The sequence below is a fragment of the Mycobacterium sp. 852002-51057_SCH5723018 genome (assembly GCF_001667035.1).
Lineage (GTDB): Bacteria > Actinomycetota > Actinomycetes > Mycobacteriales > Mycobacteriaceae > Mycobacterium.
The window spans coordinates 53,320-78,905 of the sequence record NZ_LZIR01000023.1 but is presented as its reverse complement, the minus strand read 5'-3'; the positions used below and the strand labels follow the sequence as shown (position 1 = coordinate 78,905).

The window sequence follows — 25,586 nt, the reverse complement described above, 5'->3', positions numbered from 1 at the left end:
AGGATTTCCGGCCGGGCCCGTGATGGATTCGTCCATTCGGACATTTTGTTTCGCTGATCCCTGTTTGATGGTGAGCTATCGCCGGAGAGGGGGTGTGTGGAGCGTGTCCTGGTTCAAGTCGTGGCTGGGTCAGCCGGATCAGTTCGACTGGATCACGGACATCCTGCGCGAGCGCGGAATAATTCGCTCAGCACAGTGGACCCTGGCCGTCGTCAGCTCGATGACGGTGCTTGTCCCGGTGACCTCCTTCCTGAGCACCCGCCATCCGACCGCCGAGATTGTGATCCTTGACGCGACGGCGGCGATCTTCATTCTCGGAGTGAGCGTCTTCTGGTTGACCCGCTGGCCGAACCGACTTCAATCCCAGACTTTCGGAGTTGTCGGCGCGTTGTGCATCGCCGGCTGGAGCTTGGCCCAGCCCACGGTCACCTTGGCAGCGTTGGGTTGCTGCGCCATGGCGACCAATGGCGGGTATATCGCGCTGTTCCATAGCAACAGACTTCTGGTCTTCAACGTTGCTGTGGCGATCCCGGTTGCCGCCGTGGTCTCGGCGCATCTGGCTTTTGAGGCCGACATTGGCACGGCGCTGGCTGCGCTGTGGGTGATTTCCATTCTCAACTTGTCAACGCCCCTGGTCATGCGCGGGATGTCACGAGCTATGGGAACCTACGCGGTACGCGCGGACCAAGACGCACTGACCGGGCTGCTGAACCGCCGCGGCTTCACCGCCGCTCTCACCCGTCGACTCGCCGACCCGCGCGCGGCGGATACCCACCTGATCGTGGTCATGCTCGACCTCGATGCGTTCAAACGCGTTAACGACACCTTCGGGCACGCCGCCGGCGACCGGGCGCTGACCGCCGTCGCCGATGTGCTGCGCCAGCGTACGGCGCCGACATCGGTGCTCTGCCGCGCGGGCGGCGAGGAATTCCTCATCGCCGTCATGAGCCCATCGCCGAACGCCGACTCCACCTCTGCGCAACTGCGCTCGGCCATCGCAACCCTTCCCCACCAGGTGACGGCCAGCATCGGCACCGCGACCGCCGAGCTGCCCTCACTGGGCATCCCCGACATCGCCGGCTTCATCGAAAAGATCGTCGACGTGGCGGACACCGCGATGTACATCGCCAAACGCCGCGGCGGCAACCAGGCTCATCACCTTTAACCCGCCTGTCGGTGGCCGGTGCTATACCGGCTTGCAGACAGGAGACGGGAGCGGATGTGGATAACAGTGAATGGGCCCGGCGGGGCAAACGATTCCGAGAGCTCCACGCAAGCGGTGAGGTGCTGGTGCTGCCCAATCCGTGGGACATCGGTACCGCCCGCCTATTCGCCAACCTGGGGTTTCCCGGATTGGCAACCACTAGCGCAGGTCTGGCGTTCTCCTTGGGCCGGCGTGACGGTGATGGCGCGGTCAGCAGAGAGGAAACGCTCGAGCATGTCCGCAGCATCGTCGACGCAACTCCCCTGCCGGTGACCGCGGACCTGGAGAACGGCTTCGGAGAATCACCCGAGGCGGTCGCGCAGACGGTGCGGCTTGCCGGCCAGATCGGTTTGGCCGGGGCCTCGATAGAAGACGCAACCTACCGGCAGGACGACCCGATCCTTCCCCGTGGGCTGGCCGTCGAGCGAGTGCAGGCGGCTGTCGACGCCGCGCGGGCGCTGCCCTATCCCTTCACCTTGACGGCGCGTGCGGAAAATTTCATTCGCGCCCGTCCCGATCTCGACGACACGGTGTCCAGGCTGCAAGCGTTCGAAGACGCCGGGGCCGATGTGCTTTACGCGCCAGGCCTTCCGGACGCCGCAGCGCTTCGCCTGGCCTGCACCAGCGTCACCAAACCCGTCAACTACGTTGCCGGTTTCGGGCCGGCCGGCTTAACCCTCGGCGAGCTCAAGGAGTTGGGCGTACGCAGGGTGACGATCGGTACCTCCTTTTGCCGCGCCGCCCTGACCGCCGTCGTTCGCGCCGCACGGGAAGTGCTTGACGACGGGTCGTTCCACTATGCCGACGACATCTATACCGTGGGCGACTTCAACGAACTCATCGATCCGCGCGCCACAGGTCGCTAAGCCAGCACCGAGCCGGATGAGCGGCCGAATCACGTTGCCGCTCAATATGTTTAGAATCCGGAATCTCCGCCGCCCGAGTCGAATCCGCCGCCGAAGTCCGATCCGCCGAAATCGAAGCTGCCGCCGCCGGAATCATTACCGCCGGAGTAGTCGCTGCCGCCGAACCCGGTGTCGCCGCCGCCGGAGTACTCGTAGTTTCCGTCGAAGCCGACATCGCCCTGCTGGCTGTCGTAACTGGGGCTTTGACCGCTGTCGGCGACGTTGGAATCTGCCCACGCCGAATCTCGACCATCCTCGAAGCCGCGCTCGTAGCTGCCGCCCCAATGGTCGTCGAGCAACGCATCCATCAACAGCACGTCGGTGAGCGCCCAGCCCCAGCCCGGACCCCAGAACGGGTACGGATAGAAGCCCGGGTAGAAGAAGACTCCGTTGTGGTAGCCACCCGGATAGTAGTTCGCGTAGCCCGGCTGCTGCGTGGTGCTGTAGTTGTTGTTGTTGATTGTCACGTAGTTACCGCTGTCGGGGTCCTTCGCCCGCACCGTCGCCTGCTTGCGTTCCCCTTCCGGCACCGATGTCACCGCATCCACATCCGGCTGGGGCTGTCTCGGCGGGTAGCCGCCCGACTCATGCGGGTTGAGCTTGCGGTTGGCTTTGGCAGCAGTCGACCGCACCACGGCGAGGTGCGCTTGCGCGGCGGTGTAATCACCCGCCTCGTATGCCTTGCGGGCGTCGTACAGGCTCGAGTTGGCCTTCAAAGACTCGGCGCTGACGTCGATGCTGCTGTTGTTCAACACCGCGTTCGCGAGGTCGCTGGCATCGGACTCGGCGGCGATCAGTTCCTGCTTGACCTGGTCGCGCGCGTCGGCGTCCTTGCGCCGCTTGCGATTCCGACGCACAAGGAACCAAATCAGGCCAGGCACCGCAAGAAGGATGCCGATGATGACCAGCGCTGCCCACAGCGACGTCCCGCTGGTGTGCTTGGCGTTCGCAACGGGCGAGGTGGTCGCCGGCCCACCGGATGCCACGCTCACGTCGGCGAGCTTGGTGACGAACGCACTGGTCGCGCCGTACGGGTCGTTGCGGTGGTCGCGGGCCGCCTGACTCATGAACGGGTCGACGCTGTCCGCGATCACCTTCGGAACGTTGTAGGCGCGCACGTGGTAGCCCTTGGAGTCGATCACCAGGACGACTCCGCTGAACCCGGGATCGCGGCCGAGGAAGGCGTTGTGGAGAGCGTCCGCCGTCGTCACGCCGGTCTGGCTGGGGGCCACCGCCGCCACCCAGACGGGAGGTGCCGGGCTCCATGTCCACCGGCTGGTGAGGATCTGCCGGTTCAGTCTGTCGGGGTTCTGCAGCGGCGGATTCGCGGCCGAGTCGGCCACCACATGGGTCTGGGCGTCGAACCGGCTCACTACCTGGTCCGTGTAGGTGTCCGCCGATACAGACGGAGCCAGCAGTACCGTCAGCGCCAAGAAGAACGGGACCACGAAGAACCCGCCGAGCCGTGCTGTCACTTTTCTCCTTAGCGTTGTTTTCCTTCGGTGGCCGAGAACAAGCGCAACCTGCTGATACCGATCGAACCACACGGTGCCTGCCCAGGCTCTGGCGCCAATCCTCGGTCGCCCCGACTTGTCGGCGGCCGCGCCACCGCCCCCATGCGGCGGAATAACGGGTTGTTCGGGGGTGTTTGGCCACCCGAAGCCGACAGACAGGGAAAGACAGGGGTAGCGCATGAAGTTCGGGATCTCCACGTTCGTCAACGACGACAGCATCGACACGGTGTCGCTGGCACGTGCGATCGAAGAGCGGGGATTTGAGTCGCTGGTGATCGCTGAACACACTCACATCCCGGCCAGCCGAGAAACGCCATATCCCCTAGGGGGCGAACTGCCGTCGATCTACTACCGCACACTCGACCCGTTCGTCACGCTGGCCGCCGCGGCGGCGGTCACGTCAAAGATCGAGCTGTTCACCGGGATCGCGCTGCTCATTCAGCGTGACCCGATCACCACCGCCAAGGAAGCCGCGAGCATCGACCTGATTTCGGGCGGCCGGTTCGTGTTCGGCGTGGGCGCCGGGTGGAATCTCGAGGAGATGCGCGACCATGGCACCGACCCAAAGACACGCGGGGCGCTGCTGGATGAGCGCATCGAGGCCATCAAGGCGATCTGGACCGCCGAGCCCGCCGAGTATCACGGCAAATATGTTGACTTCCCGCCGTCGTACAGTCGCCCCAAGCCGGTGCGGCAACCGCATCCGCCCATCTTCATCGGCGGCAACTCCGATGCCACGGTCAAGCGGGTAATTCGGCACGACGCGGGCTGGATATCCAACCCGCTCCCCGTCGAAGAGCTCGCCAAACGCGTCGGCCAGTTGCGCGACGGCGCCGGCCACGACGTCCCCCTGGCGATGTTCGGCACGCCCGACGACCACGGGTACTGGCGCGCCGTCGAAGACCTGGGTTTCGACCAGGTGGCGCTGCTGTTGCCCACGCGGCCACGCGACGAATCGCTGAAAGTGCTCGACGAATACGCCGCCTCGGTCAGTCGGTACCGCAGCTAGTGACGCGTCGCCGCGCCGGGGACGATCGTCGGCGCGGGCACACCGGCTCGCCGGATGAGGTCCACAAAGGCCTGGACCGCCGCCGCGACGCCCGCGTCGTCGTCCGTGGCCACCAGGTCGAGGAGCAGCCCGCGCGTGACAGCGAGTCCCAGCCGCGCCAGCGCAGCATCGGCGGTCCCGCCGGTCGCCCTGTCGATCTCGGCCAGCCACGCATCGACGGCGCCCGGCACCATGCGGACGAACGGCTGCTCGCCCTGCGCGCCGCGGGCGTAGCACTCGAAGAACAGGCGCTCGAACGGACGTAGCTCCGGCCTGCACAGGTTGGCCCACATGGCGACCATCGCCTCGGCAGGCTCGGTGGGCAGTTCGGACAATAGCGTCATCTGGCGGCGCTCGACCTCATCGACGATCGCTAGGAGCAGCTCGTCGCGCGAGGCGAAGTGGTGGAGCAGCATGCGGTGGCTGGTGCCCACCGCCGCGGCCACGTCACGCAGCGAGCGGTCCCCGATGCCCCCCGCGGCGAACTCGTCGACGAGCGCGGCGAGCAACTGCTGGCGCCGCTTGAGATCAGGAGGCCGGGCCATGCGAGTGGCGCAGCTCCTCGCTGCGGGCCTTCAGGCCTTGGGCCTCCATCGCCAGGTAGCGCCGCGTCGTGCCGCGCATGAGCCGACCCACGATCGCGCCGATCGGACCACGCGGGTCCAGCGTCTGCCGCACCAGCGTGCCGCCTTCGGAGAGCGGACTCAGCGTGTGGTGAGCGCGCGTCGAGCCCCCGGCAGACCGTTGCGCCCAGGACCAGGAAACGCCCGGTTCCAGGTCGGTGACCTGCCACACGAGCGTAGGCAGCTTGGGTTGTTTGATCTGGAAACGCTTGCCTACGGCGAGTTCAGGCCCGTCGAGGCCGACGAGCTCGGTGACCGAGGCGGTCCACTCGGGCCAACGCTCGACGTCGGTGAAGACCTCCCACACCAGGGACGCCGGCGCGTCGATCGCCACGCTGCTTTCGGTAATCATGTACCAGATGGTACACGAAAAACCCGCCGCCACGAAAGGCGACGAGGCACGCCAGCGAATGTAAATCAGGTTGATATCTTATCAACCTCGTTGATATGCTCTGGAGCATGACTCAGCCGACGAAAGAGATGTTCGAATCCGCCTACCGGGGCGAGGCGCCCGACATCAGCCAAGGCGGCCGGCCGCCATGGAGCATCGGGGAACCGCAACCGGAGATCGCTGCCCTGATCGCGGCCGGAAAGTTTCACGGCGACGTGCTCGACGCCGGCTGCGGCGAGGCGGCGGTATCGCTGTACCTTGCCGAGCGCGGTTTCACCACCGTGGGACTGGACCAGTCGCCGACCGCCATCGCGCTGGCGCGGGAGGAGGCGACCAGGCGGGGCCTGACCAACGCCACCTTCGACGTCGCGGACATCAGCGCCTTCACCGGCTATGACGGTCGCTTCGGCACCATTGTCGACAGCACCCTGTTCCACTCGATGCCCATCGAACTGCGCGACGGCTACCAGCAGTCGATCGCGCGCGCCGCCGCACCGGGAGCCTCCTACTTCGTGCTGGTCTTCGACCGCGGCAGCATGCCGGACGACGGGCCGGTCAACCCCGTCACCGAGGACGAGCTACGGGAGGTGGTGTCGAAGTACTGGGTGGTCGACGAGATCCGGCCGGCACGCATTCACGCCAACGTGCCCGAGAACCTTTTGGCGGAGTTCGAGGGTTTCGCCGGCGCCGACATCCGCGATGAGGCAGACGGCCGTAAGTCGGTGGGGGCCTGGCTGCTGTCCGCCCATCTCGGCTGACAAGGCCACTAACTCCACGACGATGTCGGGTTCTACCCAACCGCATTGCGGCCGTGGAGCAGCGACCAGTAGTTCTGTTCGCGCTCGGTCATGTCGTTCGAGGTGATGGCGCCGAATGCCGCTGCCTCGCGCGCGAACCGTTCCGGCGCGTCGGGCAGCGCGTCGGGCCCCTCGAGCCGAAAACAACTCGGTGTCAGCGGACCGAACAACAGCGCCCGGCGCAAGTGCGGCCAGTTGTCCAGGCACGGCTCGACGCCGGCGGCGCGCGCGAAGGCGATAGCCACCAGGTTCAACCGCGATTTCTGTGAGGCTCCACGACGAGCGCGATAAGCAACGATTGCCCGCCGCTGGTCGCCCTCGTCTAGAGCCGGGATGGCACCGGCCCATGTGTAAGCGATCCACCTGGCCTGAAGTTCAAGCGGCACAAAGTATCCGCCCGACTGGTCCCACATACCCATGAAGGCCAGTCCGGGAAGGCCGGGGTGAAAGGTATAGCGGTCGGCGTCCATGTGCGCCGCGTCAAGGTCCAGGGTCGCCCGGATGTCTGCGCTCAGAAACGGCAGACGCAACGTGAAACCGGTCCCGAACACAATCCCGTCGAATTCCTCGGCGTGATCGTCGGCAAAAGTCACCGTCGTCCCCGAGACGGACGTCATCCACGGCCGCACCGTAATCCGGCCCTCCGCCACCAGCGGCAGGTAGTGCTGACTGAGAGTCACGCCGGCCGAGAAAAGGGACGGGTCGGCCGGCGGCGCGCCGTAGTGTTCCGGCCTACCTGCCGCACCGACCACGATCTCTTTCAGCTGCCGATCGATCTCCTCCGCCGGAAGGGATTCGTCGGCGAGGGCGCCGTATCGCGTGTAGAGCACTTGATCGGTGGGGACACCGGCGACGAATTTGGGGACGACGTACCGTTGTCGGCGCTGCGTCACGACGACGCGCGCCGCACCGAGCTGAGCCAGTTCCGACGCGATCTCGAGCGCGCTGATTGCAGAGCCGGCAACCAGAACGCGCTTGCCGCGGTAGGCCATGCCATCCCGATAATGAAACGTCGACATGGCTCCTGCCGAGCCACGGAACGTGTCCAGCCCGTCGACGGCAGGGATGGCCGGCTGGTTGAACCTGCCACTCGCCACCACCACTCGCTCGAAGCGCTCGTCCCCGTCACCGTGCGTCACGAGCCACCGCGACCCGTCGCGTCGGATCAATTCGACCCGGTTGCGCAGCCGGATACGTGGCGTCAGCCCAAATGCGTCGGCATAGCGATGCAGATAGTTGAGGATTTCGCAGTTCGGTTGGTAGACACGGTCGTTGTCGTGCTCGAGGTCGCTAAAGGTGGTCATGGTGCGACTGCTGTTGGTGTGCATGCTCGGCCAGATGCCGCTAGAACCGTCCAGAGCCGCCCACTGCCCGCCCAGCGTCGACCCCTGCTCGAAGAGCGTGGGCTCGAACCCCTGCGACGCCAGCCATCGGGCTGCCACCAGTCCACTCGGTCCGGCACCGACCACGGCGACGCTTCCGGTCACCCCGCAACTTTCGCACGAGTTACTGTCCCGGTCGCGCCTCGACGCGAGCGGGTTAGGTAGAACAACTGATCGTGTCGACCGCGCCCCGCTTCGGCTCGGCAAACGCTGCATCCTCAGCGGTCGCGACCGTCGGTTCCGCGGTGACCTTCGCCCGACGGCGCCGGCTTGAGGCCCTGCTATTGAGCCAGCATGCGAGCCCTCCGACGAGCAGGCCGACCGCCACACCTGCATCGGGGCGCTGGCCCAGCATCAGCCACGCCAGCACCGCCGCGACCGCGGGAATGACGGCAAAAAGCATCGCCACCGCCGCAGCGCCGTGGGTATTGATGGCGCGCACGTAGAGGCTTACCGCCAGCGTCGCGTTCAACAGCACGATGCCGCCGACTGCGATGGTCGCCTTCGCGGCGTCATGCACGCTGAAAGGCGTCAGTAGTGCAAGCGCCGCTGCGGGAATCAGCGCGACCGCGTTCTGCGTCGCGCTCATCGCCCGGAAGTCGACACCCGCGCAGAACCGCTGCTGGTAAACGCCGCCGGCCGAAAGTCCAAGGAGGGCAACCACAAGCAGCACCATCACGGGGTCCACACCGTGGGTGTTCATCAACCTGGTGGCGCACGCCGCGAGCACCGCGACGACGCCGAGCACAAGCGCGACCACTCGTTGCAGACCGAGTGGCTCGCGCAGGAACACCGCAGCAAGGATCGCCGTCGCTACCGGATTCATCGCGATCGCCACCGCGCCGAGGACCGCCGGCGACCCGAGTTGAAGGGCCTCGTAGAGGCAACAGAACTGCACGGCTTGGATCAGCAGACCGGCAACCACCACGTGGCCCAACTGCGCTCCCCGCGGCCAGGGCGCTTTGGCCAGCAGGGTCCAGGCGGTCAGAATCAATGCGGCCAGGCTGAAGCGCAACACCAGCGCGGCCATTGGTGTCATCGCGGCCACCGCCATGGCACCGATCGGGTAGCCGAGCGCGTAGAAGAATGTCACCGCCGAAGCAGTTGTCAGTGGCATCCGCGGCAGGTCCATGTAGCCCATGCTGGCCGAATCAACTCCTGCAGTCCAACGATTATTGACGATCGCCAGCGATTGCGAGCGCTTATCAATCGACTCGAGGTTGAGGCGACTACCAGCACCCAAGCCGGCCAATTGATCGTTTTTGCTAATCAGACTATGGTGCTGGCGTGGCCCAAGTGCTCGATATCCCAGCGCTGCGCAGCCTCGTCGCGGTCGCCGATTGTGGCGGGTTTCACCGTGCCGCCGCGGCGCTCCACCTCAGCCAGTCCGCGGTCAGCCAGCATCTGCGCAAGGTCGAGGGTGTGGTCGGCGAGCCGGTGGTCGAGCGCTCGGGTCGCGGCATCGTGTTCACCGAAGTCGGTCAAAAAGTGCTTCGGCATGCGCGGACGATATTGGCGGCGCATGACACGGCGCTTGACGATCTTGGTGCGACCGAACGGGCGCTGTTGACGATCGGGGCCACCGAGCACGGCGCAGACGTGATGCTGGCCGGCCTGACCAGCGCGCTGCGTGACCGACTTCCCGACCGGCGGCTGCGCTTCCGGCTTGACCGCAACGTGTCACTGGCCGACGCGATCGAACGCGGCCTCCTCGACTTGGCGATCATGCTGGACGGGGCCGGCTTGGATCGCGCGAATGCGTCAGGACTGGTTCGGTTGCAATGGATTTCCGCGCGCACGTTCTCCGCTTCGACGCACAACCCGCTGCCACTGGTGATTTTCTCTGAGCCGTGCACCTTGCGCGAGCCGGCCTTCGCAATCCTGGAGGATCACCACATCGACTACGAGATCGTCGCCGAGTGCGGGGATCTGTCGGGGCTCTACGCGGCCACGCGGTCAGGGCTGGGCGTGGCGCTGCTGCCGATGATCGGAAAGCTTCCTGACGGTCTCTGCCCGGCCGAGGGGCTGCCACCCGCCAACCAGGCGTCGGTATTGGTTCGCGGCCGCGCCGGCATCGATCCTGACCTGCTGAGCACCGTGGACGACGCGGTGCGTGACGTGCTGGCCGCCGAAAGCTGAACCGAGCTTTCTAGCGTTCGCGGCGCCGCTGCGCCTCCACGCGTCAGCCGGTTGGGCAGCGGATCGCTGTAATCGACTGCCGGGCTTGGGTTTTCGACGCTTGGCGGGCGGAGGCAGGAGCTGAACAGTCATCGCGAGCCGAAGGTTCCCGGCTAGCTGTCAGGCGACGTGTGCTGGGCAGGCCGAACGATACGCCTGCGATACGTCTCGACGGAGGTATCGACGGCGCGGTCCCGTTATCTTGTGGCCGTTGAGGTTTCGGAGGGCCGCTGAATTGGTTGGAACCCAAAGTATGCTGCGCGCACAGCGACGCCGTCAGTCCGTTCAGCGCCCTGCAAATGAAATGTTCCCCTCCCTGTAGGTGATCAGTAGCATACGACGAAGGTTCGGCCGGTCGCGCCGTTCCTCCGTGCCGTCGAGGAGGGGTCCAGGGGCGTCGGGAAATGGACTGGATCGGCGTGTGGTGGCATCAACCCGACCACTACGACTGGTTGTCGGACTACCTCGCCGCGCGAGGTCTGAAGCCGTTTGTTCGCTCCTTGCTGGTCGCCATCCTGACAACTCTGGCTGCGGCGACGTTGCTGATGCTGGCCAGCCCGTCGGGTCCGCAAACGACCGCGCAGCGCGCCGCGGCCGTGGCGTTCGCGGTCATCCTGACGGGAATCGCACTGGTGTGGCTGGTGTGCTGGCCGACGCGGATTCAATCCCGGGTTTTTTCGGTAACGGGAACAGTGGGCATCGCCGTGCTCAGCCTGATTGAGATCGACCCGCGCAGCGGCATGTTGGGGTGTGCAGCTTTCGGTGGTCTCGCGGGTTACGTTGCGTTCTTTCATTCCGCCCGCCTGCTGGTCTTTACCCTGGGCACCGCCTTAAGTACGGCGGTCGTGTGCGCAGCCAGGATCGCGGCGGCCGGTGACGCATCGATGGCGGCGGCAAAGCTGATGGTGCTCAGCGCGGGAATTCTGGCGGTACCGTTCTGCGGACAGATACTCGTTCACTGGTTATCGGTAGATGCCCTGAAGTCCTCGACCGATCCGCTCACTGGCTTGCGCAATCGCCGAGGCTTTTATCGGTCGGCGTCCAGGCTGCTCACTATCGAGGAGCGACCGCTGTGTCTCAGTGTCTTGATGGTCGACCTCGACAATTTCAAGGGCATCAACGACACCTACGGCCATGCCACCGGCGACCGCATCCTGGTGGCAGTGGCCGACAACCTGCGGCGGATCAGCAGCGGTGGAACGCTGATCGCCCGGGTCGGTGGCGAGGAGTTCCTGGTCGCAGAGACCATCGGGGACCAGCAAGCACTGCAAAGAGCCGAGGCGATGCGCCTGGCAATCGCGGCTACACCGTGGGGCGTGACAGCCAGCTTGGGTGTCAGCGGCATCCGACTGGTGTCCGAAGACGAGGTTCTCAACCGCCAGATTATCGAAGGCCTCGTGGAAGCCGCCGATGCGGCGATGTACGACGCGAAACGTGCTGGCGGGAACCAGGTTCGGCATGCCGACCTTCCGGTACCACCCGTCCGCTGAGGGCGATTGCTCGGTCACCAGGTAAAGGAATACGGTCCAAGCCGGCCCCATGCCACGACGAGGGCCAGCGCGAGCAGTGCGGCGTCGGCGGGAACGTTCGGTATTTCCTTCTGGCGAGGGTGTACAACCCGCTGAGGGTGCGCCCGCCACCTAGCTGGACTGTGGTCCGGATCAGTTATGGCGGCCATCGGGTGGTTCTTGGCCCGCCAATGCTCAGTCGTTGGTGTTGGCCATCGCCAGATAACCCTCGCGCACGCTGGGGTACAGGGGTTTCCAGTTGGTCGCCGAGCGGAACCTGGTGTTGCGAACGCGCAACGACCGGGTCATGGAAGTGGTGCGCTCCCCCGCCGCCAACGCGAGCCGGCCGGGCCCGCTGATCCAAGGTTTGGCGCCGACGGCATCGGCCATCGCCAGCGCGTTCTCGCGTGCGGTGACGGGCTCGTCGTCGACCACGTTGTAGGTGCCCCCGGCACACTCAAGGGCCGCTACGACCGCGTTGGCGGCATCGGCCAGCTGGATGGACGATACGTAACTGTCCGGCGGGCCGGCTCGGAATCCGATGTGGCGCCGCGCCATTGCCATGATCTGCTCGCTGTGCGCGGCTCCGTGGCCATAGAAGATCCCGAACCGCAGGACCACTGCCGTGCCGCCAGCGTCGTGGAACCGGCGCGCATTCCCCTCGGCGGAGTGGTTACCGGCGGCGATGGGGTAGTGGTCGGTCGGCCACTCCTCGTCGATCCATCGGTCAGCCCCGTCGCGATAGATCATGGCGACCGATTCCTGCACTACCCGCGAAACCGCCGCCGCAAGCGCCGCATCGGTCACGGCAGCCGATCCCTCGGTGCGGATGCGCTGGCATTCGGTCCACGCCGACTTGAATACGAAGCGTTGCGGCGACGGCAGGGCCGAGGCCAGGTTCACCACCGCATCGTGACCGGCAAACGCCGCGGTGAGCCCTTCACGATCAAACAGCGATACCAGCACCGGTGCTGCGCCTTGGTCCCGCAGCACGCGAGCTTTGGCTTCGTTGCGTGCCAGGGCGGAGACGGTGTGTCCCGCATTGATGAGTGCGGGCACCGCGCGGCTACCGAGGGCGCCGGTGCCGCCGGTGACGAATACGCGCACGCTTCGCTTTCCCTTCACGCCGTCGAGCTATGGGCCGCCGAAGACCACCGGGACGGTCAGCGGCCCGCGGATTGCGGGGGTGTCACGCCAGTTCACCGGCCCCGCCAGAACTGGTTGCCTGGCAAGAACTTTGGATAGGGCGATGGAGAACTCGAGTCGCGCCAGAGCGGCGCCCAGGCAGTAATGCGCCCCGTAACCGAAGGCCAAGGGTGCGGGCGCGTTGCGGTCGAGCCTGAATCGAGCGGGTTCGGTGAACACGGCGGGGTCGCGGTTGGCGGCCGCAACAGCGACGAGAGCGCTTTGGCCCGTATGGATTTCAACACCTCCGACGAACTGGTCGGCGGTCGCGGTGCGCGAAGTGGACTGCACCGGTCCGTCAATTCGGAGCAGTTCGGTCACCATCGCGGGATCGGTGGTGTCGATGTGGTCGGCGATGCAGGTTGCGTCCGTACCGGGTGTCAGCAGCCTGATCAGTCCGGCCCCAAGGAGATTGGCGGTCGTTTCGTGGCCGGCGACGGCGATGAGGATGGCGGTCATGACGACCTCTTCGAGCGAAAGCCCGGGATCGGCGGCGATGAAACTGAGCAGGTCGTCTCCCGGGTGGGTGCGCCGGTCGGCGGCCATCGGGAGGAATTCTGCCATCAGCGTGGCCGAGGCGGCCGCTCCGGCAGTGATTTCGTCGTGGTCGGCGAGCGTGCCCAGCATGCGGATGATCACCGGCGACACCTCGCGCAGGAGTTGGGCGCTGCCGGGTTCGAGGTCGAGCCAGGCGCCGATCACCGCGATGGGCAGCGGTAGAGCGATGTCGGACATGAAGTCGAACTCTGTGTCGGCCGGCTGCCGGTCGATCAGCGTCGTGGCGATCGTGTCGATGCCTGCGGTGAGGTTTGCGACGAATGATCTGGTGAACACGTCACGAACCGATCCGCGCAGGCGTTGATGATCGGGCCCGTCGGCGAAAAGCATTGAGCTCCTGGTGAATTCCTGACCAGCGGCGTCCAGGGACGCGCGTGCTAGCGGGTTGGCCAGTGGGTCGCTGGTCCATCCGGCGCCGCCGAGCACCTGCCGGGCGGCCTCGTAGCCCAGGACGAGCCAGGCTTGGGCGGTGTCGTCCCAAACGACGTCTCCCTCGGCGCGGCGCGCCTCATAGAAGGGGTAGGGGTTGGCCGCGTCCCAGGGCAGGCGGGCGCCTGTGACGTCAGTCGTCATCATGACGGTCCATCCCGAACGGCAGGCCGCGGTCGCGGACCCACGCAACGTGTCGGCGGCCCAGGTCCGTGACCGGAGTCGCCACGCCGTCCATGTCGTCGAGCATCGCCCGGGCATGGATCGTGGCCCGCAGTGCGGTGAAGATAGCGTTCATGGACAAGTTGAGCCGCGAGAAGAAGACGAAGTCGGCCGGCACCGACATTCTCCGCATGGGGTGATCGGCCGAGCGCACGTCGAGCAGGAATTGAATGGCGCGCTCGGAGGCCTGCTCGGTGTAGGTGACCGGCTGCGGCGCCAGCAACTCGTAGATGATCCCCTCCCACCACTGATATGTCTCGCCGGGGCTGAGCGTGGAATCGGCGGTAAGGAAGCCACTTTCGATCATCAGCTCACGTAGGTCGTCTTTGCGCCGAGTCATGGCGGCGCGCAACATGTCCACGATCTGGCGGCGCTGCAGCTCGGAGAGGACTTTGACACATCCGAAGTCGACGAATCCGACCGTGCCGTCCTCACCGAAGCGGTAGTTGCCCGGGTGCGGATCGGCGTGGAATAGGTTGGCGTGCCGGTAGGAGCCGGTGATGAACCGGGCGATCACCTCGGCCCAGATGTTCTTGAGGTTCTGATCAGCGTCTTGTGCTGCCGCCCAATCCAATCCATACATGTACGTCATCGTCAGCACCTGACCGGCCGACGCCTCGCGCACCACCTCGGGCACACGGATGAACGGGTGCCCGCGATACAGCTCGCTGAACGCGGTGATATTGGCGGCCTCTCGCCAATAATCGACTTCCTCGGAGATGCGGGCGGTGATCTCGCCGGCGGCGCGCTCGATGTCGGGCAGCGCCATGCCCAGCGCCCCGGCCGCACCCGAGGCGAACCGGAAGACGGTCGCCAATAACTCGGTGTTGGACAGGTCGTCCCGGATCGCCTCCGCCACACCGGGATACTGGATCTTGACCGCAACCTGGCGGCCGTCATGCAGGACGGCCCGATGCACTTGCCCGATGGACGCCGCCGCCATCGGCGCCGTGGCGAACTCGGCGAACACCGTGCCGGCGGGCCGGCCAAGGTCCGCCTCCAAGACTTCCAGCGCCAGCACCGAATCCATCGGCGGCGCATCAGCCTGCAATCGCGTCAGCGCTTTTTGATAGGGCGACAGCTCTCCGGCACCAACCGCGGCCGCGTCGACCATCGAGGCCAGTTGTCCCGCCTTCATCAGCACGCCCTTGGAGTGGCCGAGCAACTCGACGTAGCGTTCGGCCGTGCGTTCATGAAAACGCTGCACCGCGCCTGTGTCACCGGCCCTTTCGCGCAGACCGGCCAGCATGCGGCCGCCGGCTGCGCGGGCGGTGAAGCCCGCCATCGGCATCGTGCGGCGCATCCGGCCGTGGGGCACTGGCCGATCCATATCTGCCATCGTGACCTCCTCGGGCCCGGCCGTCTTGGTATAGTGGCCTACTACGAAATATATGTACTTACTTATAGGCGGTCAAGGGTGCAGATCTCGACAAAGGAACGGCTGGTCAGCGAAGCCATGCGGCTGTTCAGCGAACAGGGGTACCGGGCGACCAGCATCAACCAAATCGAAAAAGCCGCCGGCCTGGTTCCCGGTTGCGGTGCGCTCTACAACCACTTCAAGTCCAAGGAAGCGCTTCTCAGTGCGGGGATCGACCGCCAACTCGACCGGCGCCGCGCCATGCATGACATCAGCGCCCTGTTCGCCGGGCAGGGCGACCTGCGGACGGAACTCACGCTGCTCTGCCGGTACCTGATGAGCGTCCTCGACCGGGAAAGCGAATTCCTCCAAGTCGCGGCCCGCACCCCCGCTGCCGACTCGAAGCGTCTCAACGATGCCTACGCCGCACTGCTTGACGGGCTCTACAGCGAACTCGCCGACTGGATCACGGGCTGCGCGCCCAAGCTCAAACGCCCCGAGGCCAAACGGATTGCCGTCGTCGGCATCAACGCCCTACTCGGAAAACAGGCAACCCGCGTCGTGTTTCACAACCCCCAGATAGGCACATCCGACGAGCAATACGTCGCCGACTGGACCGCCATGCTGGCAGACCGAATCGAATCAGTCCACTGATCCGGTCACTCCTGTGCCGGCGCAGTGTCAGTTCGTGCGGTCGGCCCATCCGGATGGAAGCTCGCCGGGCGCCACATCGATCACCGACTCGTCGTCGGCGCCGACGCGTTCGAACAGCGTGATGTAGGCGAATTCGGGCACGACGTAGATCGGATAGGTCGGCCCCTCGTCACGGTGGGCGCGCATCTCGTCGAGGTGATCGTTCTGGAAGCACACCGTGCGCTCACCGTGCTCGCGAATCCACTGTGGGAAGAAGATCACGCCGTGTATGCGCCGCTTGCCGGGCATGACGTTGACGGCCACCGACGTGCCCGTCGGCTCAGTCCACGAAATCTTGAAGCTGTCATCGTCGAGCTGCACCAGGTCGACTTCTTGGCCCTTGACCCATCGTCCACCGACATGACCCGAATGGATCCGATAGTCGATGGTGCGGTCGTTCTTGACATACATCTCGTAGCGCCACCCGTTGGCGTAGGTGTAGATGAACCGGTGCCCGACGATGCCCGACAAGTCTTGCGGCGGAACCGGATTGTCGACGTTAGTCATGGTGGAAGTTTCCGTTCACTGTGCGGTCGAGAAAGGAGATCGATCAGGCCGCGAAAGACCTTACCGGCGTTGTCGCTCCCAGACCGTGGTGTCGGCGTGCACGGCCCGGCCGTGGCCGGGCAGGAGGTGGGCAACCGGCAACTTCTGCAGCCGCTCACGGGTGCGTTGCGCGGCGGGCGTGTCAACCGTCTCCGGTGTATGCCAGGCGCAACCGCGCGCGGTCAAAACGGCGTCCCCCGACAGCAGTGTGCGGCTTGCCGGATTCCAAAACGCGATGCTGTCGTCGGTGTGGCCGGGTGTGGCGACGATCTGCCACTCGCCTGCACCGGGCAATGGCTCACCGTCAGTGAGTGTGCCGGCCGGCGTTGGCCCCGGCCAACGCATGCCCGCCGGAGTTCCATAGCCAGCAGCCCGGGCGCCCGTCAGCAGTCCCCCCACCCCGATGCGGTCCATCGGCTGGTCGACCAGGGTCGGCCAAATGCGGGCGACACGGGCCACACTCGGTGTACGGGGCCGCTCTCCCGTTAAGTACTTCATCGTCACCGCCGGCAGGTGGATGGGCGCTTCGTACTTCGCCGCAAGGCCGGCGGCACCGCCAAGGTGATCGCTGTGTCCATGGGTGGCCACGATCGCCGCAACGCGTCCGCCGAGCCGGTCTATGATTGGGGTCAGATCCGTTGCCGCAGACGGTAACCCGGCATCGACGACAACTAGGGCACCGTCGTTGTGGATGACATAGCAATTGAAGATCCATCGCGAAAGCTGGGTGACACCGATCTCGTGCATCGCCTCGACTACCAGGCCCACACACGCAGCCTATGTCCGCCGGCGCTCCGGCCCTAGTCTCGATCGAAAGACACGACGCAGCCTTCGGCAAGGTGCGCAGAGCGATCGACGATTCAGCCACTGCGCGATCGGCGTCGTGACTCATCTCGGCGCAGTGGCGGCTTCTTTGCATCGGCTGCCGTGTTGATGGTCCGTTCCCAGATGGTCGCCAGTGTGGTGACGAGTGTGTCGAGGTCGGCGTCGCTGCTTTCCGGTGTGAGGGTGAGCATCCGGTGGATGTTCATGGTGACCAGGGCGAGGGCCGTCTCGTGCGGGTCGGGAAGATCGGGCGCCAAGCGGTCGATGATGGTCTCTGCGACTGCGACCACTGGATCGATCAGTCCGGCCCGTGCCGCCTCGATGTCGGGGTCGTCCTCCGACGACCAGAAAACCGCCCGCAGGATCGCGCTGTGGCGCCGGTAGGTGCGCGCTGCGCTGGACAAGGCTTTCCGCCCGGCAGCGACGGGATCGTCAGCAGTGCGCCATCGCTGCAGCGCGGCATCGGCGTCGGCGCGCAACGGTCGCACCAGGGCCTCCAGAAGTTCGCTTCGGTCGCGGAAGTAGACGTAGAACGATTTTCGTGACAGCGTCGTGCGAGCCATGACGGCGGCGACCGACACCGCGTGCGCGGGGTGGTGCTCGAGCAATTCCTTTGCGGCGTCGATGATTTCGCGGTGCGCGTCGGCGGGCGCGCGGCGCCGTCGCGGTGTCGGAGGATGGGCTGGGCCGACAACACCTTCCGTTACTGCCACGGTGGCAGTATAGTCACCGATTGTTACTGCCATGGTGGCAGTAACGGTTGCGGTCGCAAATGCGGGAGTGTCGGATGCATGGAGGTTGGGTTCGCGTGGTTCGTGCGCCGCGCTGGTATTGCGTCGTGGTCGGGATGTTTCTGGCGGTGCGGGCCGTGTCGACATTGGCGGCCGGTGGAAATTTCGGACTGCCCGGTGACGGGTGGCGGGCGGTTTGGCAGTTGACGTTGGTGGTGCTGCTGATGATCGGTGCCGCGGAGCCGCGTGCGGCGTGGCCGGCCGCCGCGACGGTCGGAGCGGTGTACGCGGTGGCGACTGGGCTGGAGGCGTTCCACGGCGCCGACCTGCTTGGGGTGGTGCCGGTCGACATGCGCGACCGGATCGTGCACCCGCTGCTGGCGATTCTGGCGGCCGCGAGCTTGTTGCTCGCCTGGCGTCGAGCCGACGCAGTCAGTTGATCGAGTTTTGAGAACCAGGACTCTTGGGGCGCAACCGCCGGGACAGCACGGCTTCGATGCTCGATGAGCCATGGCTGGACGAGATGTGCTGCCGGTTAGCGGTGAGTTGACGGGGACGGTGTTCGCCTATTGTTCGACAAAATGTGATGCGCGACTGTCTTTTCCAGGTCGGATAATCGCCTGCAGGCCAACAGCAGTCGTCGCGGCGCTTTGGGCGATTGGTCGATGTCGCTGTGACATCATGGCCAGCGGAGAGAGTGGCATGCCGGTTGTTGCGAGGAACTACAAAGCGAGCCATGTTGTGGTTCGCGTTGGCATCCCGCTCGCGGCGGTTATGGTGATCATCTCGCCGCTCGGCCCGTCACCGATTGCGCACGCCACCAACCACCACACCATCATCTTGACTCTCATACGCCATGGGGAATCCACCGCCAACGCCACCGGTGTCATCGACACCTCCGTTCCCGGCCCCGACGTCACCGCAATCGGCGATGCACAGGCCATTGCTGTGGCAAATCAACTCAGCCCCAACAGGTATGACGGGATCTACGCGTCAACGATGATCCGAACCCAACAAACGGCCGCACCACTTGCCCAAGCACTTGGCGAGCCCGTCACCGTGCTGCCCGGACTGCGAGAAATCGAAGCTGGCACCAACGAAGGACAGAACCAGGCCACGGCGCCGCGCTACCCCGCGCCGGGGGTGTGGCTGCACGGCGATCGGGCCGCGCGCATCCCAGGATCGATCACCGGCAACGAATTCGAGTCGCGGTTCAACGACGCGGTCAAAGCCATCTACGACAGCGGCAAAACCAACCCGGTCGTGTTCACCCACGGCGAAGCCATCACGTTCTGGGTCCTGATGACCGCCAAGAACGCCGACCCGCACCTCGCCGACAATCCGCTACCCAACACCGCGCACGTGGTGCTGACCGGAAACCCCACGGACGGGTGGACCCTAGTCGATTGGAACGGGACACCAATCCCTGCGTAACTGCGAGCAACTGAGAATCAACGGGACGAAAGGCGCACTGATGGCTGGACTGCAGTCGATCGACCACGTAATCCTCCTCATGCTGGAGAACCGTTCGTTCGACCACATGCTCGGATACCTCTACCCCAAATCCGGTGACTTTGATGGACTGGACGGCACGGAATCTAACCGCGACCTTGCCGGCACCGCCGTGTCCGTCTATCCGGTCGCACCGAACAAAGAAAACGCCTACTACTACCCGCTGGCGAACCCCGCCGAAGGGTTCAAGGCGACCAACGCACAGCTGTTTAGTTCCGACACCGCGCCCGCCGACGGGAGAGCGGCCAACGACGGCTTCGTCACCAGCTTCGCTCGCGAACTCGCCCATCCCGCCCATCCGCGCGACCCCAAGCTCGTCGGTGCCAAACCTTCGTCCGTCATGGGCATGTACTCGCCCGAGACGCTGCCCGTGCTCTGCGGGTTGGCCAAGGGCTTTGCCGTTTGTGACCGCTGGTTCGCATCGGTTCCGACGCAGACCTTCCCCAATCGGGCCTTCGCCGTTGCCGGCACGTCGCTGGGCTACATCGACAACTCGGCCCGCGACACACCTGCGTTCAACACGCCCTCGGTGTTCGGAAAGCTCGCCGAGGCCCGCCTGACCTGGACGATCTACGGCTACTCCAAGCGGCCCCTGACGGCCAACGACTATCCCGATACCGTCCAGCCCGGTCCCGGCTGCAAGGTGGAGTCAGGGTTCGACAAGTTCCAGAGCGACGCCGCCAGCGGACAATTAGCAGCCTTCAGCTACATCGAGCCGGAATGGGCCCACTATCACGACAAACACAACTTTCAGCTAGAGAACGACCAGCATCCGGTCTCAAATCTGGCCGTGGGCGAGAAACTCATCTACGACGTCTACACGGCACTGCGCAGCAACCAGGCCGTCTGGGAGAAGAGCTTGCTCATCATCACCTACGACGAGCACGGAGGAAACTACGACCACGTGCCCCCCGAAACGGGGGCCACCCCACCCGACGACATCACCAGGGGACCGGACTTCTTCGACTTCACCCGCTTCGGAGTGCGGGTACCGGCGGTCATCGTCTCCCCCCTGATTCCTGCCGAAACCGTCTTCCGGGCCCCCGCCGACGGCCAGCCTTACGACCACACGTCGATCATTGCGACCCTGCGAGCCCGCTTCAAGCTCGGCCCGCTCGGCGAGCGGGACGCCATCGCGCCGCACCTGGGGCCCGTGCTCACCCTGGCCGAGCCTCGCGGCGACGACCCATTGAAGGGCGTCACTCCGCCGACGGCGGCCGATCCAGTGCTGCAGGCCGGGTCCGCTCCGATCGGTGAGGCGCCCAGTTCGTTCCTCGAAGCCAAGGCCATCGCCGCAGCCAAGCTGCCCGTACCGTCCCAACCGATCGAGAACCCGGAGCAGACCGTCGCCGCTCTGCCCACCGCGGCCAAACAATATGCCTTCATTCAGGACCGGCTGCAGGCGTGGGAAGCTGCGGGAAAACCGCTCACCAACACCTGACCAACCCTAGCAGCATCACCTCACGCAAGGACGATTCCAATTGTGTCGCAACGATGTCCGCGGCCATACGATGCGCCGGGAGGTGCACGTGTATCTCAGTGCGTGAGAGCTGAGGCGAGGGGATTTCGGTGTGGCCGCCCCGCCGGTGTCCGCGATCTCGCGTGTCGGCGTGACAGATAGCGGTCGGCGTGAATTCGCCGCCGACCGATGACGTCCCACGTTGAAATTGAGTCTTAACGTCTGGCTTAGGCAGTGTGACTCGCGCAGGCAACGGAGCCGAACACAATGTCCCCGGCATTTTGAGGTCGTGCCGGCTCCCGTTGAGTACGCCTCCGCGGTGGGCGACCTCGAAGATGCGGCGGCCACGGATACGGGAACTTCATTCGGACGTGCAGGCGCGGGCGTAGCGTGGTCGCCGCGACCATCAATCTCTGTTGCGACAAAGCCCCGTGCGAAGGCTGCTGATAATAGAGTGGGACCCCGAGCCTTAGCAAGCGAAAAGCTCTCCCACGTAATGGCTTTAGCCCGTGTAACGGATCCCCAGCGGTTGAAGCGATCGTGCTGCTCGCTCTGATGGTGGGGCTGCAAAGCGCCGATGGCGGCACAGTGGGGGCCGCTCGTTGTCTCGCTCAAGCGGTAGCGTCGGGTTCGTGCAGGTTGGGTTGGCGTGGTTCGTGCGTCGCAGTGGTATTGCGTCGTCGTCGGGTTGTTTCTGGCGGTGCGGGCGGCGTCGACATTGGCGGTCGGCGCGAATTTCGAACTGCCGGGCAACGGATGGCGGGCAATTTGGCAGTTGGTGCTGGCGGCTCTGATGCTGATCGGTGTCGCGCGGCCGCGTGCGGCGTGGCCGTCCGTCGCGGTGGTCGGGGTGGTGTATGCGGTGGCGACTGGGCTGGACGCGTTTCACGGCGACGACCTGTTCGGGATTGTTCCGGTCGACATGCGGGACGGGATCGTGCATCCGCTGCTGGCGATTGTTGCGGCGCTGACGTTGTTGCTCGCATGGCGTCGAGCCGACGCAGTCACTTGACCGCCGTGCGGCGAGTCCGCGATCCCTGCCTGCACGAGGTCGTCATAGAAATGGGTCGAGCGCACGCTGGCCGGTCAAGGCAACGGAAGCAGCGGGCTCTTGACTCCGGGATCCGCCAACCGCAGCCAGGCCATGCCAATACCGGAAAGGCCCAGCATCAGTGAGTAATTCGGACCGCCGGACGAGGCGCCGTAGGTGAGGACGCGGTTGTCCAGCCACCCACGCGCCAACCTCGCGCCGGCTGTCATAGCCACTGATCGGTACTCGGGCATCGCCAGTTCGGTCGCGCCGTACAGCAACACATCGATCAGACCGGCCACCCCATGGCACAGGCTGGCGTCGCAGGCGCTCACCGAATCCGGGCCCGGCAGCGATGCAGCGGTCGACTCGAGTGCCACCCTCGCTTGATTCAGGTACCAAGCCTCTCGCACGGTATCGAGGCGGCTGGTGGCCCCTAACGCCAGCGCGAGGCCGGGCGCTCCGTAACACCAGGTGATGAGGAACTGCCGACCGCTGTGCACGTCCGGAGCAGCCGGCGCCGAGCGCAGGTCCGGCCAGTTCTGTTCGGCCTCGTCGAACAGCGAATACTCGTAGGTGAACGCCGCGCGGGCCGCCGATAGAAAACACGGGTCGCCGCTGCGCGCGTGCAGCGCCGCCAGAGCAAGTCCCATCCCAGCCGCGCCGTGCGAGATCCCCGAGATCGGGCCCAGATCGGCTGCCGGGCATTCCGTTTGACCGATAGCTTCGTCAACATAGCAAGCCAGCTCGGCGCCCAGGGCGGTCGCGAGCCGCTCACATTCGGGTGAACGGCGATCTGCTGATAATCCCAACAGCGCCATGATGAGCCCGGCCCGTCCCGAGATCAGGTCGTGGTCATTTTCTAGGTTGTAGGCATTCACGGCGCGCAGGAACTGGTCGAGCACCATGTCGTCGTCTTCGAAGCCGATGTCGCGCCGCAGTCGCTCGGCGGCGAACAGCACCCCGGCCGCTCCGGAGTACAGACCAAACCCGTCGGGGCGACGGCGCGCCGCGGGAAAACTCAGCTGCCTCAGTGCGCAGCGCATCGCCGCACAGGCGGCCCGCCCGAACCGATCGTCTCCGGTTGCTAAGGACAGCTCCGACAAAAACACTGCGACACCGCTGAGACCGTCGTAGAGCGCCGATCCCATCGCCGCCGCGCGGACCCCGTGGCCGAACTCTGGGTCGCCGGGGACCAGCGGCACTCGGCAGACCCAATTGCACAGTGTGCCAGTGGGGTTAAAGACCGCTCGTTGCAGCAACGTCTCCCCCACGTCGATGGCCGCGCCCTGGATCACCGCTCGATCGCGGTCGCCTCCTGACATCGAAACCGGCGGCGGTGGTGGCCGACTCTCAAGGCGCGCCGCCAGCGGGTCGAAGTGGCAGATCGCCTCAGCGACTGCCCCGGTCGCCCGATACAGGTAGGGCCGCTGTACATCAATTTGTCGGGCGGTCAGCACCGCGCCGATCGCGTCCAAACGCATTGCATTCGAGCAGATTTCGGCTGCCCGGGGGCGGTCACGATGATGGGCCGCCAGGGCGTGCGCGATTATGGTGCATATGGCCTGCCCGAAGCTGGTGCCGTCTCCGGGATCACAAGCGATTGACAGGCCTGGCGCTAGCTTTCTGGTCCACATCGGCACGCTTTCGCGCAGCCCCGCTGCGAGTTCAGCGTAGATGTCAGCGATCGCGTCTTGCGCTCTGCTCAGATCCGTCACCGCCAGATACAGCACCCCCGCGTCGGCACGACGGTATCCCCCAGGACGGTCAATCACCTTGGCCTGGAAGGGGATTTCGGATGAGTTGAGCACGCGCGAGACCGCAGCGACGAACTGAGGACCCGCTGCCGCGGTGAGGTGCCAGTAGAGGCGGGCACGCGCTACATCATCGGCGCCTGCCGGCGCGGACTCGCCGACAAATTGGTAGAAGCCCGCCGATATCCCTCGCCGTTCGGTGGGCAACAGCACTTCACAGTTGGGGCCGGCGGCGACCGCCGGACGCACTTCCTCTGCGCGGGCGAACAACGCTACGCCGTTGCGGCTCACGGCGATCCGCTGGTCGACCGTGCCGGTGATCACCCATCCGGGTACCCACGTCCGCGGGGTGTGATTGGCCCGCGTGAGCGCGGCGACGAAGTCGCGTTCGCTGATGAGATCGTCTGCGCCTGCACCGCCAGCGGGGGGCCGAATGTAGGAGTGGTGATAAAGGGCAGCGGCTAAACGTGATTCGCCATCATCAGAACCGGCGGGCCTTGCGGTGCGAGGTGCCACCAGATCACCGAGCATCCGATGCGTCGCGCCCGCGTGCGTGGTGGCCGCAGTCGACTCGGCGATTTCGACAAAGTCGGGGTGCATCACCGGCCGCCAAGATCCGGCGCGGTGATCGCCAACAATTGTGTTGCGGCCTTGTGCGGATCGATGAGAATGTTCTCGGCGACTTGCAGCAGCGTGAAGGCGAACGGGAGACGGTCGGCGCTGACCGCGGCCCACTCGAAGGCCGTCTGCACGAGGCGAACAGCGGCGTATCCTGCCAGCTTGTCCGTAGGTGGCCGTCGGCCGCCTTCTCGCGACGCCGAATACCCGTACCACAGCGACCGGATCGCGGCCTGATACACCGACCAGCTGCCTGTATCGAGCGTCGGTTCGACGCGGGCCGCGCCGTGGGGGTGCGCGCCGTGCAGCCACAACACAATGAGGTCGGCGATGACCGACGCGACGTCCCACGTGCTGTCGCCGCGCTGGCACAGTTCCCAGTCGATCAGCCGCAAGTCCTCCGGCGCGTAAAGGATGTTGTCTAGGCGCATGTCGCCGTGGATAAACGCATCGTCGCGCCACCTCTGCGCGCTGGCCGTGATGCCCTCGCAGATAGCGACGGAGGACTGCACGGCGCCCAGGAGGGTCAGCGCGGCAGAAGTCGCCGTCTGCAACCAAATCGGCGGCGGCTGATGCGCGCCGAATGCCGCCGGCGCACTGCGCTGTTCGTCATCGTGGTGACCCGCCGCGGGGTACGAACTCTCATGGACTGCGGCGACCGCGGCGCCGACCCGGCGCCACAGCGCGATCGGTAGGTGCTCGGGCTCGATGTAGCCGAAGCGCGCCGCCAGCGTCTGGTGCTCGTGCAGGTATTCGATGACCAGCAGCGCACTGTCGGGGTCGAACGCGATGCACCGCGGAACCAGCGATGCCAGGTCGCCGTGCTTGTTATCACGCAGACCAAGGTAGAACCGTGCTTCTACGGCAATGGAGTTCCGATTGCCGGCGGGCGCAGCCGGTTCGGGCTGTTTGAGCACAAAGCCTCGGCGATCGCCTCCCTGCACGATGAGGTTGCGGTTGCGCCGCGCAACGGCGGTGATCGAAAGTCCGCCGTCGAGGATTGCCGCCGCGTCGATGAATCCGTGTCCCAGTAGGTAGTCAGCCGCGCCCTCGACGCTCAGGGCAACCGGGCTGGCATCGATATTCACCCGGCGGCGGCCTTTCTTGCCGGGCCGCG

The 25,586-nt window shown here is 65.6% G+C and carries 24 protein-coding genes; 11 read left to right on the top strand and 13 right to left on the bottom strand.

What is annotated here, in order from left to right:
• The first annotated feature begins 67 nt into the window (after positions 1–67).
• Together A5764_RS05995 and A5764_RS05990 are read left to right on the top strand one after the other, a co-directional pair.
• Positions 68–1,165 carry a diguanylate cyclase gene (locus A5764_RS05995; protein ID WP_197501216.1) on the top strand — a complete coding sequence of 366 codons (1,098 nt, stop codon included), beginning with the start codon at positions 68–70 and terminating at the stop codon, positions 1,163–1,165.
• A 56-nt stretch (positions 1,166–1,221) separates the two neighbouring features.
• Positions 1,222–2,070, top strand: coding sequence for an oxaloacetate decarboxylase (locus A5764_RS05990; RefSeq protein ID WP_067110031.1), 849 nt, complete (start codon positions 1,222–1,224; stop codon positions 2,068–2,070).
• A gap of 50 nt (positions 2,071–2,120) precedes the next feature.
• On the opposite strand, the gene A5764_RS05985 is transcribed toward A5764_RS05990, so the two are convergent.
• Entirely contained in the window at positions 2,121–3,584 is a 1,464-nt protein-coding gene (locus A5764_RS05985; RefSeq protein ID WP_067110028.1) for a hypothetical protein, read from the bottom strand.
• 217 nt (positions 3,585–3,801) lie between these two features.
• Between A5764_RS05985 and A5764_RS05980 the strand changes: the two genes are divergently transcribed.
• Positions 3,802–4,632, top strand: coding sequence for an LLM class F420-dependent oxidoreductase (locus A5764_RS05980; protein ID WP_067110025.1), 831 nt, complete (start codon positions 3,802–3,804; stop codon positions 4,630–4,632).
• On the opposite strand, the gene A5764_RS05975 is transcribed toward A5764_RS05980, so the two are convergent.
• Together A5764_RS05975 and A5764_RS05970 are read right to left on the bottom strand one after the other, a co-directional pair.
• A complete protein-coding gene (locus A5764_RS05975; RefSeq protein WP_067110022.1) occupies positions 4,629–5,216 on the bottom strand; it encodes a TetR/AcrR family transcriptional regulator in 588 nt (195 codons plus the stop codon). The two genes, A5764_RS05980 and A5764_RS05975, sit on opposite strands and share 4 nt — an antisense overlap.
• Positions 5,200–5,646, bottom strand: a complete 447-nt coding sequence (locus tag A5764_RS05970) for an SRPBCC family protein (RefSeq protein ID WP_067110236.1) — start codon at positions 5,644–5,646, stop codon at positions 5,200–5,202. The genes A5764_RS05975 and A5764_RS05970 overlap by 17 nt, the downstream gene beginning before the upstream one ends.
• Positions 5,647–5,753: 107 nt before the next feature.
• On the opposite strand from A5764_RS05970, the gene A5764_RS05965 reads away from it, so the two are divergent.
• Complete coding sequence (locus A5764_RS05965) at positions 5,754–6,443, top strand: class I SAM-dependent methyltransferase (RefSeq protein WP_067110020.1); 690 nt, start codon at positions 5,754–5,756, stop codon at positions 6,441–6,443.
• A 32-nt stretch (positions 6,444–6,475) separates the two neighbouring features.
• Here the strand turns inward: A5764_RS05965 and A5764_RS05960 are convergent, their stop codons facing one another.
• Both A5764_RS05960 and A5764_RS05955 read right to left on the bottom strand, forming a co-directional pair.
• Positions 6,476–7,969 (bottom strand): NAD(P)/FAD-dependent oxidoreductase, encoded by a 1,494-nt coding sequence (locus tag A5764_RS05960; protein ID WP_067110017.1) that lies wholly within the window; start codon positions 7,967–7,969, stop codon positions 6,476–6,478.
• A 52-nt stretch (positions 7,970–8,021) separates the two neighbouring features.
• Positions 8,022–8,981 carry a DMT family transporter gene (locus A5764_RS05955; protein WP_082951533.1) on the bottom strand — a complete coding sequence of 320 codons (960 nt, stop codon included), beginning with the start codon at positions 8,979–8,981 and terminating at the stop codon, positions 8,022–8,024.
• Between the two features lie 170 nt (positions 8,982–9,151).
• Here A5764_RS05955 and A5764_RS05950 point away from each other — a divergent pair, with 170 nt between their 5' ends.
• The gene (locus A5764_RS05950; RefSeq protein WP_067110014.1) at positions 9,152–10,003 is read left to right on the top strand and encodes a LysR family transcriptional regulator; all 852 of its coding nucleotides are present in this window, start codon (positions 9,152–9,154) and stop codon (positions 10,001–10,003) included.
• A gap of 443 nt (positions 10,004–10,446) precedes the next feature.
• The gene (locus A5764_RS05945) at positions 10,447–11,532 is read left to right on the top strand and encodes a GGDEF domain-containing protein (RefSeq protein ID WP_067110011.1); all 1,086 of its coding nucleotides are present in this window, start codon (positions 10,447–10,449) and stop codon (positions 11,530–11,532) included.
• Between the two features lie 213 nt (positions 11,533–11,745).
• Here A5764_RS05945 and A5764_RS05940 read toward each other — a convergent pair whose 3' ends face one another.
• From A5764_RS05940 to A5764_RS05930, 3 genes are read right to left on the bottom strand one after another with little or no spacing between them, the layout of a single operon-like run.
• Positions 11,746–12,657, bottom strand: coding sequence for an NAD(P)-dependent oxidoreductase (locus A5764_RS05940; RefSeq protein WP_067110233.1), 912 nt, complete (start codon positions 12,655–12,657; stop codon positions 11,746–11,748).
• 27 nt (positions 12,658–12,684) lie between these two features.
• Positions 12,685–13,869 carry a cytochrome P450 gene (locus A5764_RS05935; protein ID WP_067110008.1) on the bottom strand — a complete coding sequence of 395 codons (1,185 nt, stop codon included), beginning with the start codon at positions 13,867–13,869 and terminating at the stop codon, positions 12,685–12,687.
• On the bottom strand, positions 13,856–15,283 hold the full coding sequence (locus A5764_RS05930) for an AarF/ABC1/UbiB kinase family protein (protein ID WP_082951520.1): 1,428 nt from the start codon (positions 15,281–15,283) through the stop codon (positions 13,856–13,858). Before A5764_RS05930 ends, A5764_RS05935 begins: the two co-directional genes overlap by 14 nt.
• A gap of 117 nt (positions 15,284–15,400) precedes the next feature.
• On the opposite strand from A5764_RS05930, the gene A5764_RS05925 reads away from it, so the two are divergent.
• Positions 15,401–15,955 (top strand): TetR/AcrR family transcriptional regulator, encoded by a 555-nt coding sequence (locus A5764_RS05925; protein ID WP_067110227.1) that lies wholly within the window; start codon positions 15,401–15,403, stop codon positions 15,953–15,955.
• Between the two features lie 27 nt (positions 15,956–15,982).
• On the opposite strand, the gene A5764_RS05920 is transcribed toward A5764_RS05925, so the two are convergent.
• The 3 genes from A5764_RS05920 to A5764_RS05910 all read right to left on the bottom strand — a co-directional run bounded on the left by A5764_RS05920 (position 15,983) and on the right by A5764_RS05910 (position 18,078).
• A complete protein-coding gene (locus A5764_RS05920; RefSeq protein WP_067110005.1) occupies positions 15,983–16,501 on the bottom strand; it encodes a phenolic acid decarboxylase in 519 nt (172 codons plus the stop codon).
• Positions 16,502–16,561: 60 nt separating this feature from the next.
• A complete protein-coding gene (locus tag A5764_RS05915; protein WP_067110002.1) occupies positions 16,562–17,308 on the bottom strand; it encodes an MBL fold metallo-hydrolase in 747 nt (248 codons plus the stop codon).
• 92 nt (positions 17,309–17,400) lie between these two features.
• Positions 17,401–18,078 carry a TetR/AcrR family transcriptional regulator gene (locus A5764_RS05910; RefSeq protein ID WP_231989621.1) on the bottom strand — a complete coding sequence of 226 codons (678 nt, stop codon included), beginning with the start codon at positions 18,076–18,078 and terminating at the stop codon, positions 17,401–17,403.
• 95 nt (positions 18,079–18,173) lie between these two features.
• Here A5764_RS05910 and A5764_RS05905 point away from each other — a divergent pair, with 95 nt between their 5' ends.
• The 4 genes from A5764_RS05905 (at position 18,174) to A5764_RS05890 (ending at position 22,079) form a co-directional block, all read left to right on the top strand.
• Entirely contained in the window at positions 18,174–18,536 is a 363-nt protein-coding gene (locus A5764_RS05905) for a hypothetical protein (RefSeq protein WP_067109997.1), read from the top strand.
• 70 nt (positions 18,537–18,606) lie between these two features.
• A complete protein-coding gene (locus tag A5764_RS05900) occupies positions 18,607–19,530 on the top strand; it encodes a histidine phosphatase family protein (protein ID WP_231989620.1) in 924 nt (307 codons plus the stop codon).
• 40 nt (positions 19,531–19,570) lie between these two features.
• Complete coding sequence (locus A5764_RS05895) at positions 19,571–21,049, top strand: alkaline phosphatase family protein (RefSeq protein WP_067109992.1); 1,479 nt, start codon at positions 19,571–19,573, stop codon at positions 21,047–21,049.
• Positions 21,050–21,716: 667 nt separating this feature from the next.
• Complete coding sequence (locus tag A5764_RS05890; protein WP_067109989.1) at positions 21,717–22,079, top strand: DUF4383 domain-containing protein; 363 nt, start codon at positions 21,717–21,719, stop codon at positions 22,077–22,079.
• Positions 22,080–22,153: 74 nt separating this feature from the next.
• Here A5764_RS05890 and A5764_RS05885 read toward each other — a convergent pair whose 3' ends face one another.
• Positions 22,154–24,451: a lanthionine synthetase LanC family protein gene (locus tag A5764_RS05885; protein ID WP_067109986.1), complete on the bottom strand. Its 2,298-nt coding sequence runs from the start codon at positions 24,449–24,451 to the stop codon at positions 22,154–22,156.
• Positions 24,451–25,557, bottom strand: a complete 1,107-nt coding sequence (locus tag A5764_RS05880) for a phosphotransferase (protein WP_067109984.1) — start codon at positions 25,555–25,557, stop codon at positions 24,451–24,453. Before A5764_RS05880 ends, A5764_RS05885 begins: the two co-directional genes overlap by 1 nt.
• Between the last annotated feature and the right edge of the window lie 29 nt (positions 25,558–25,586).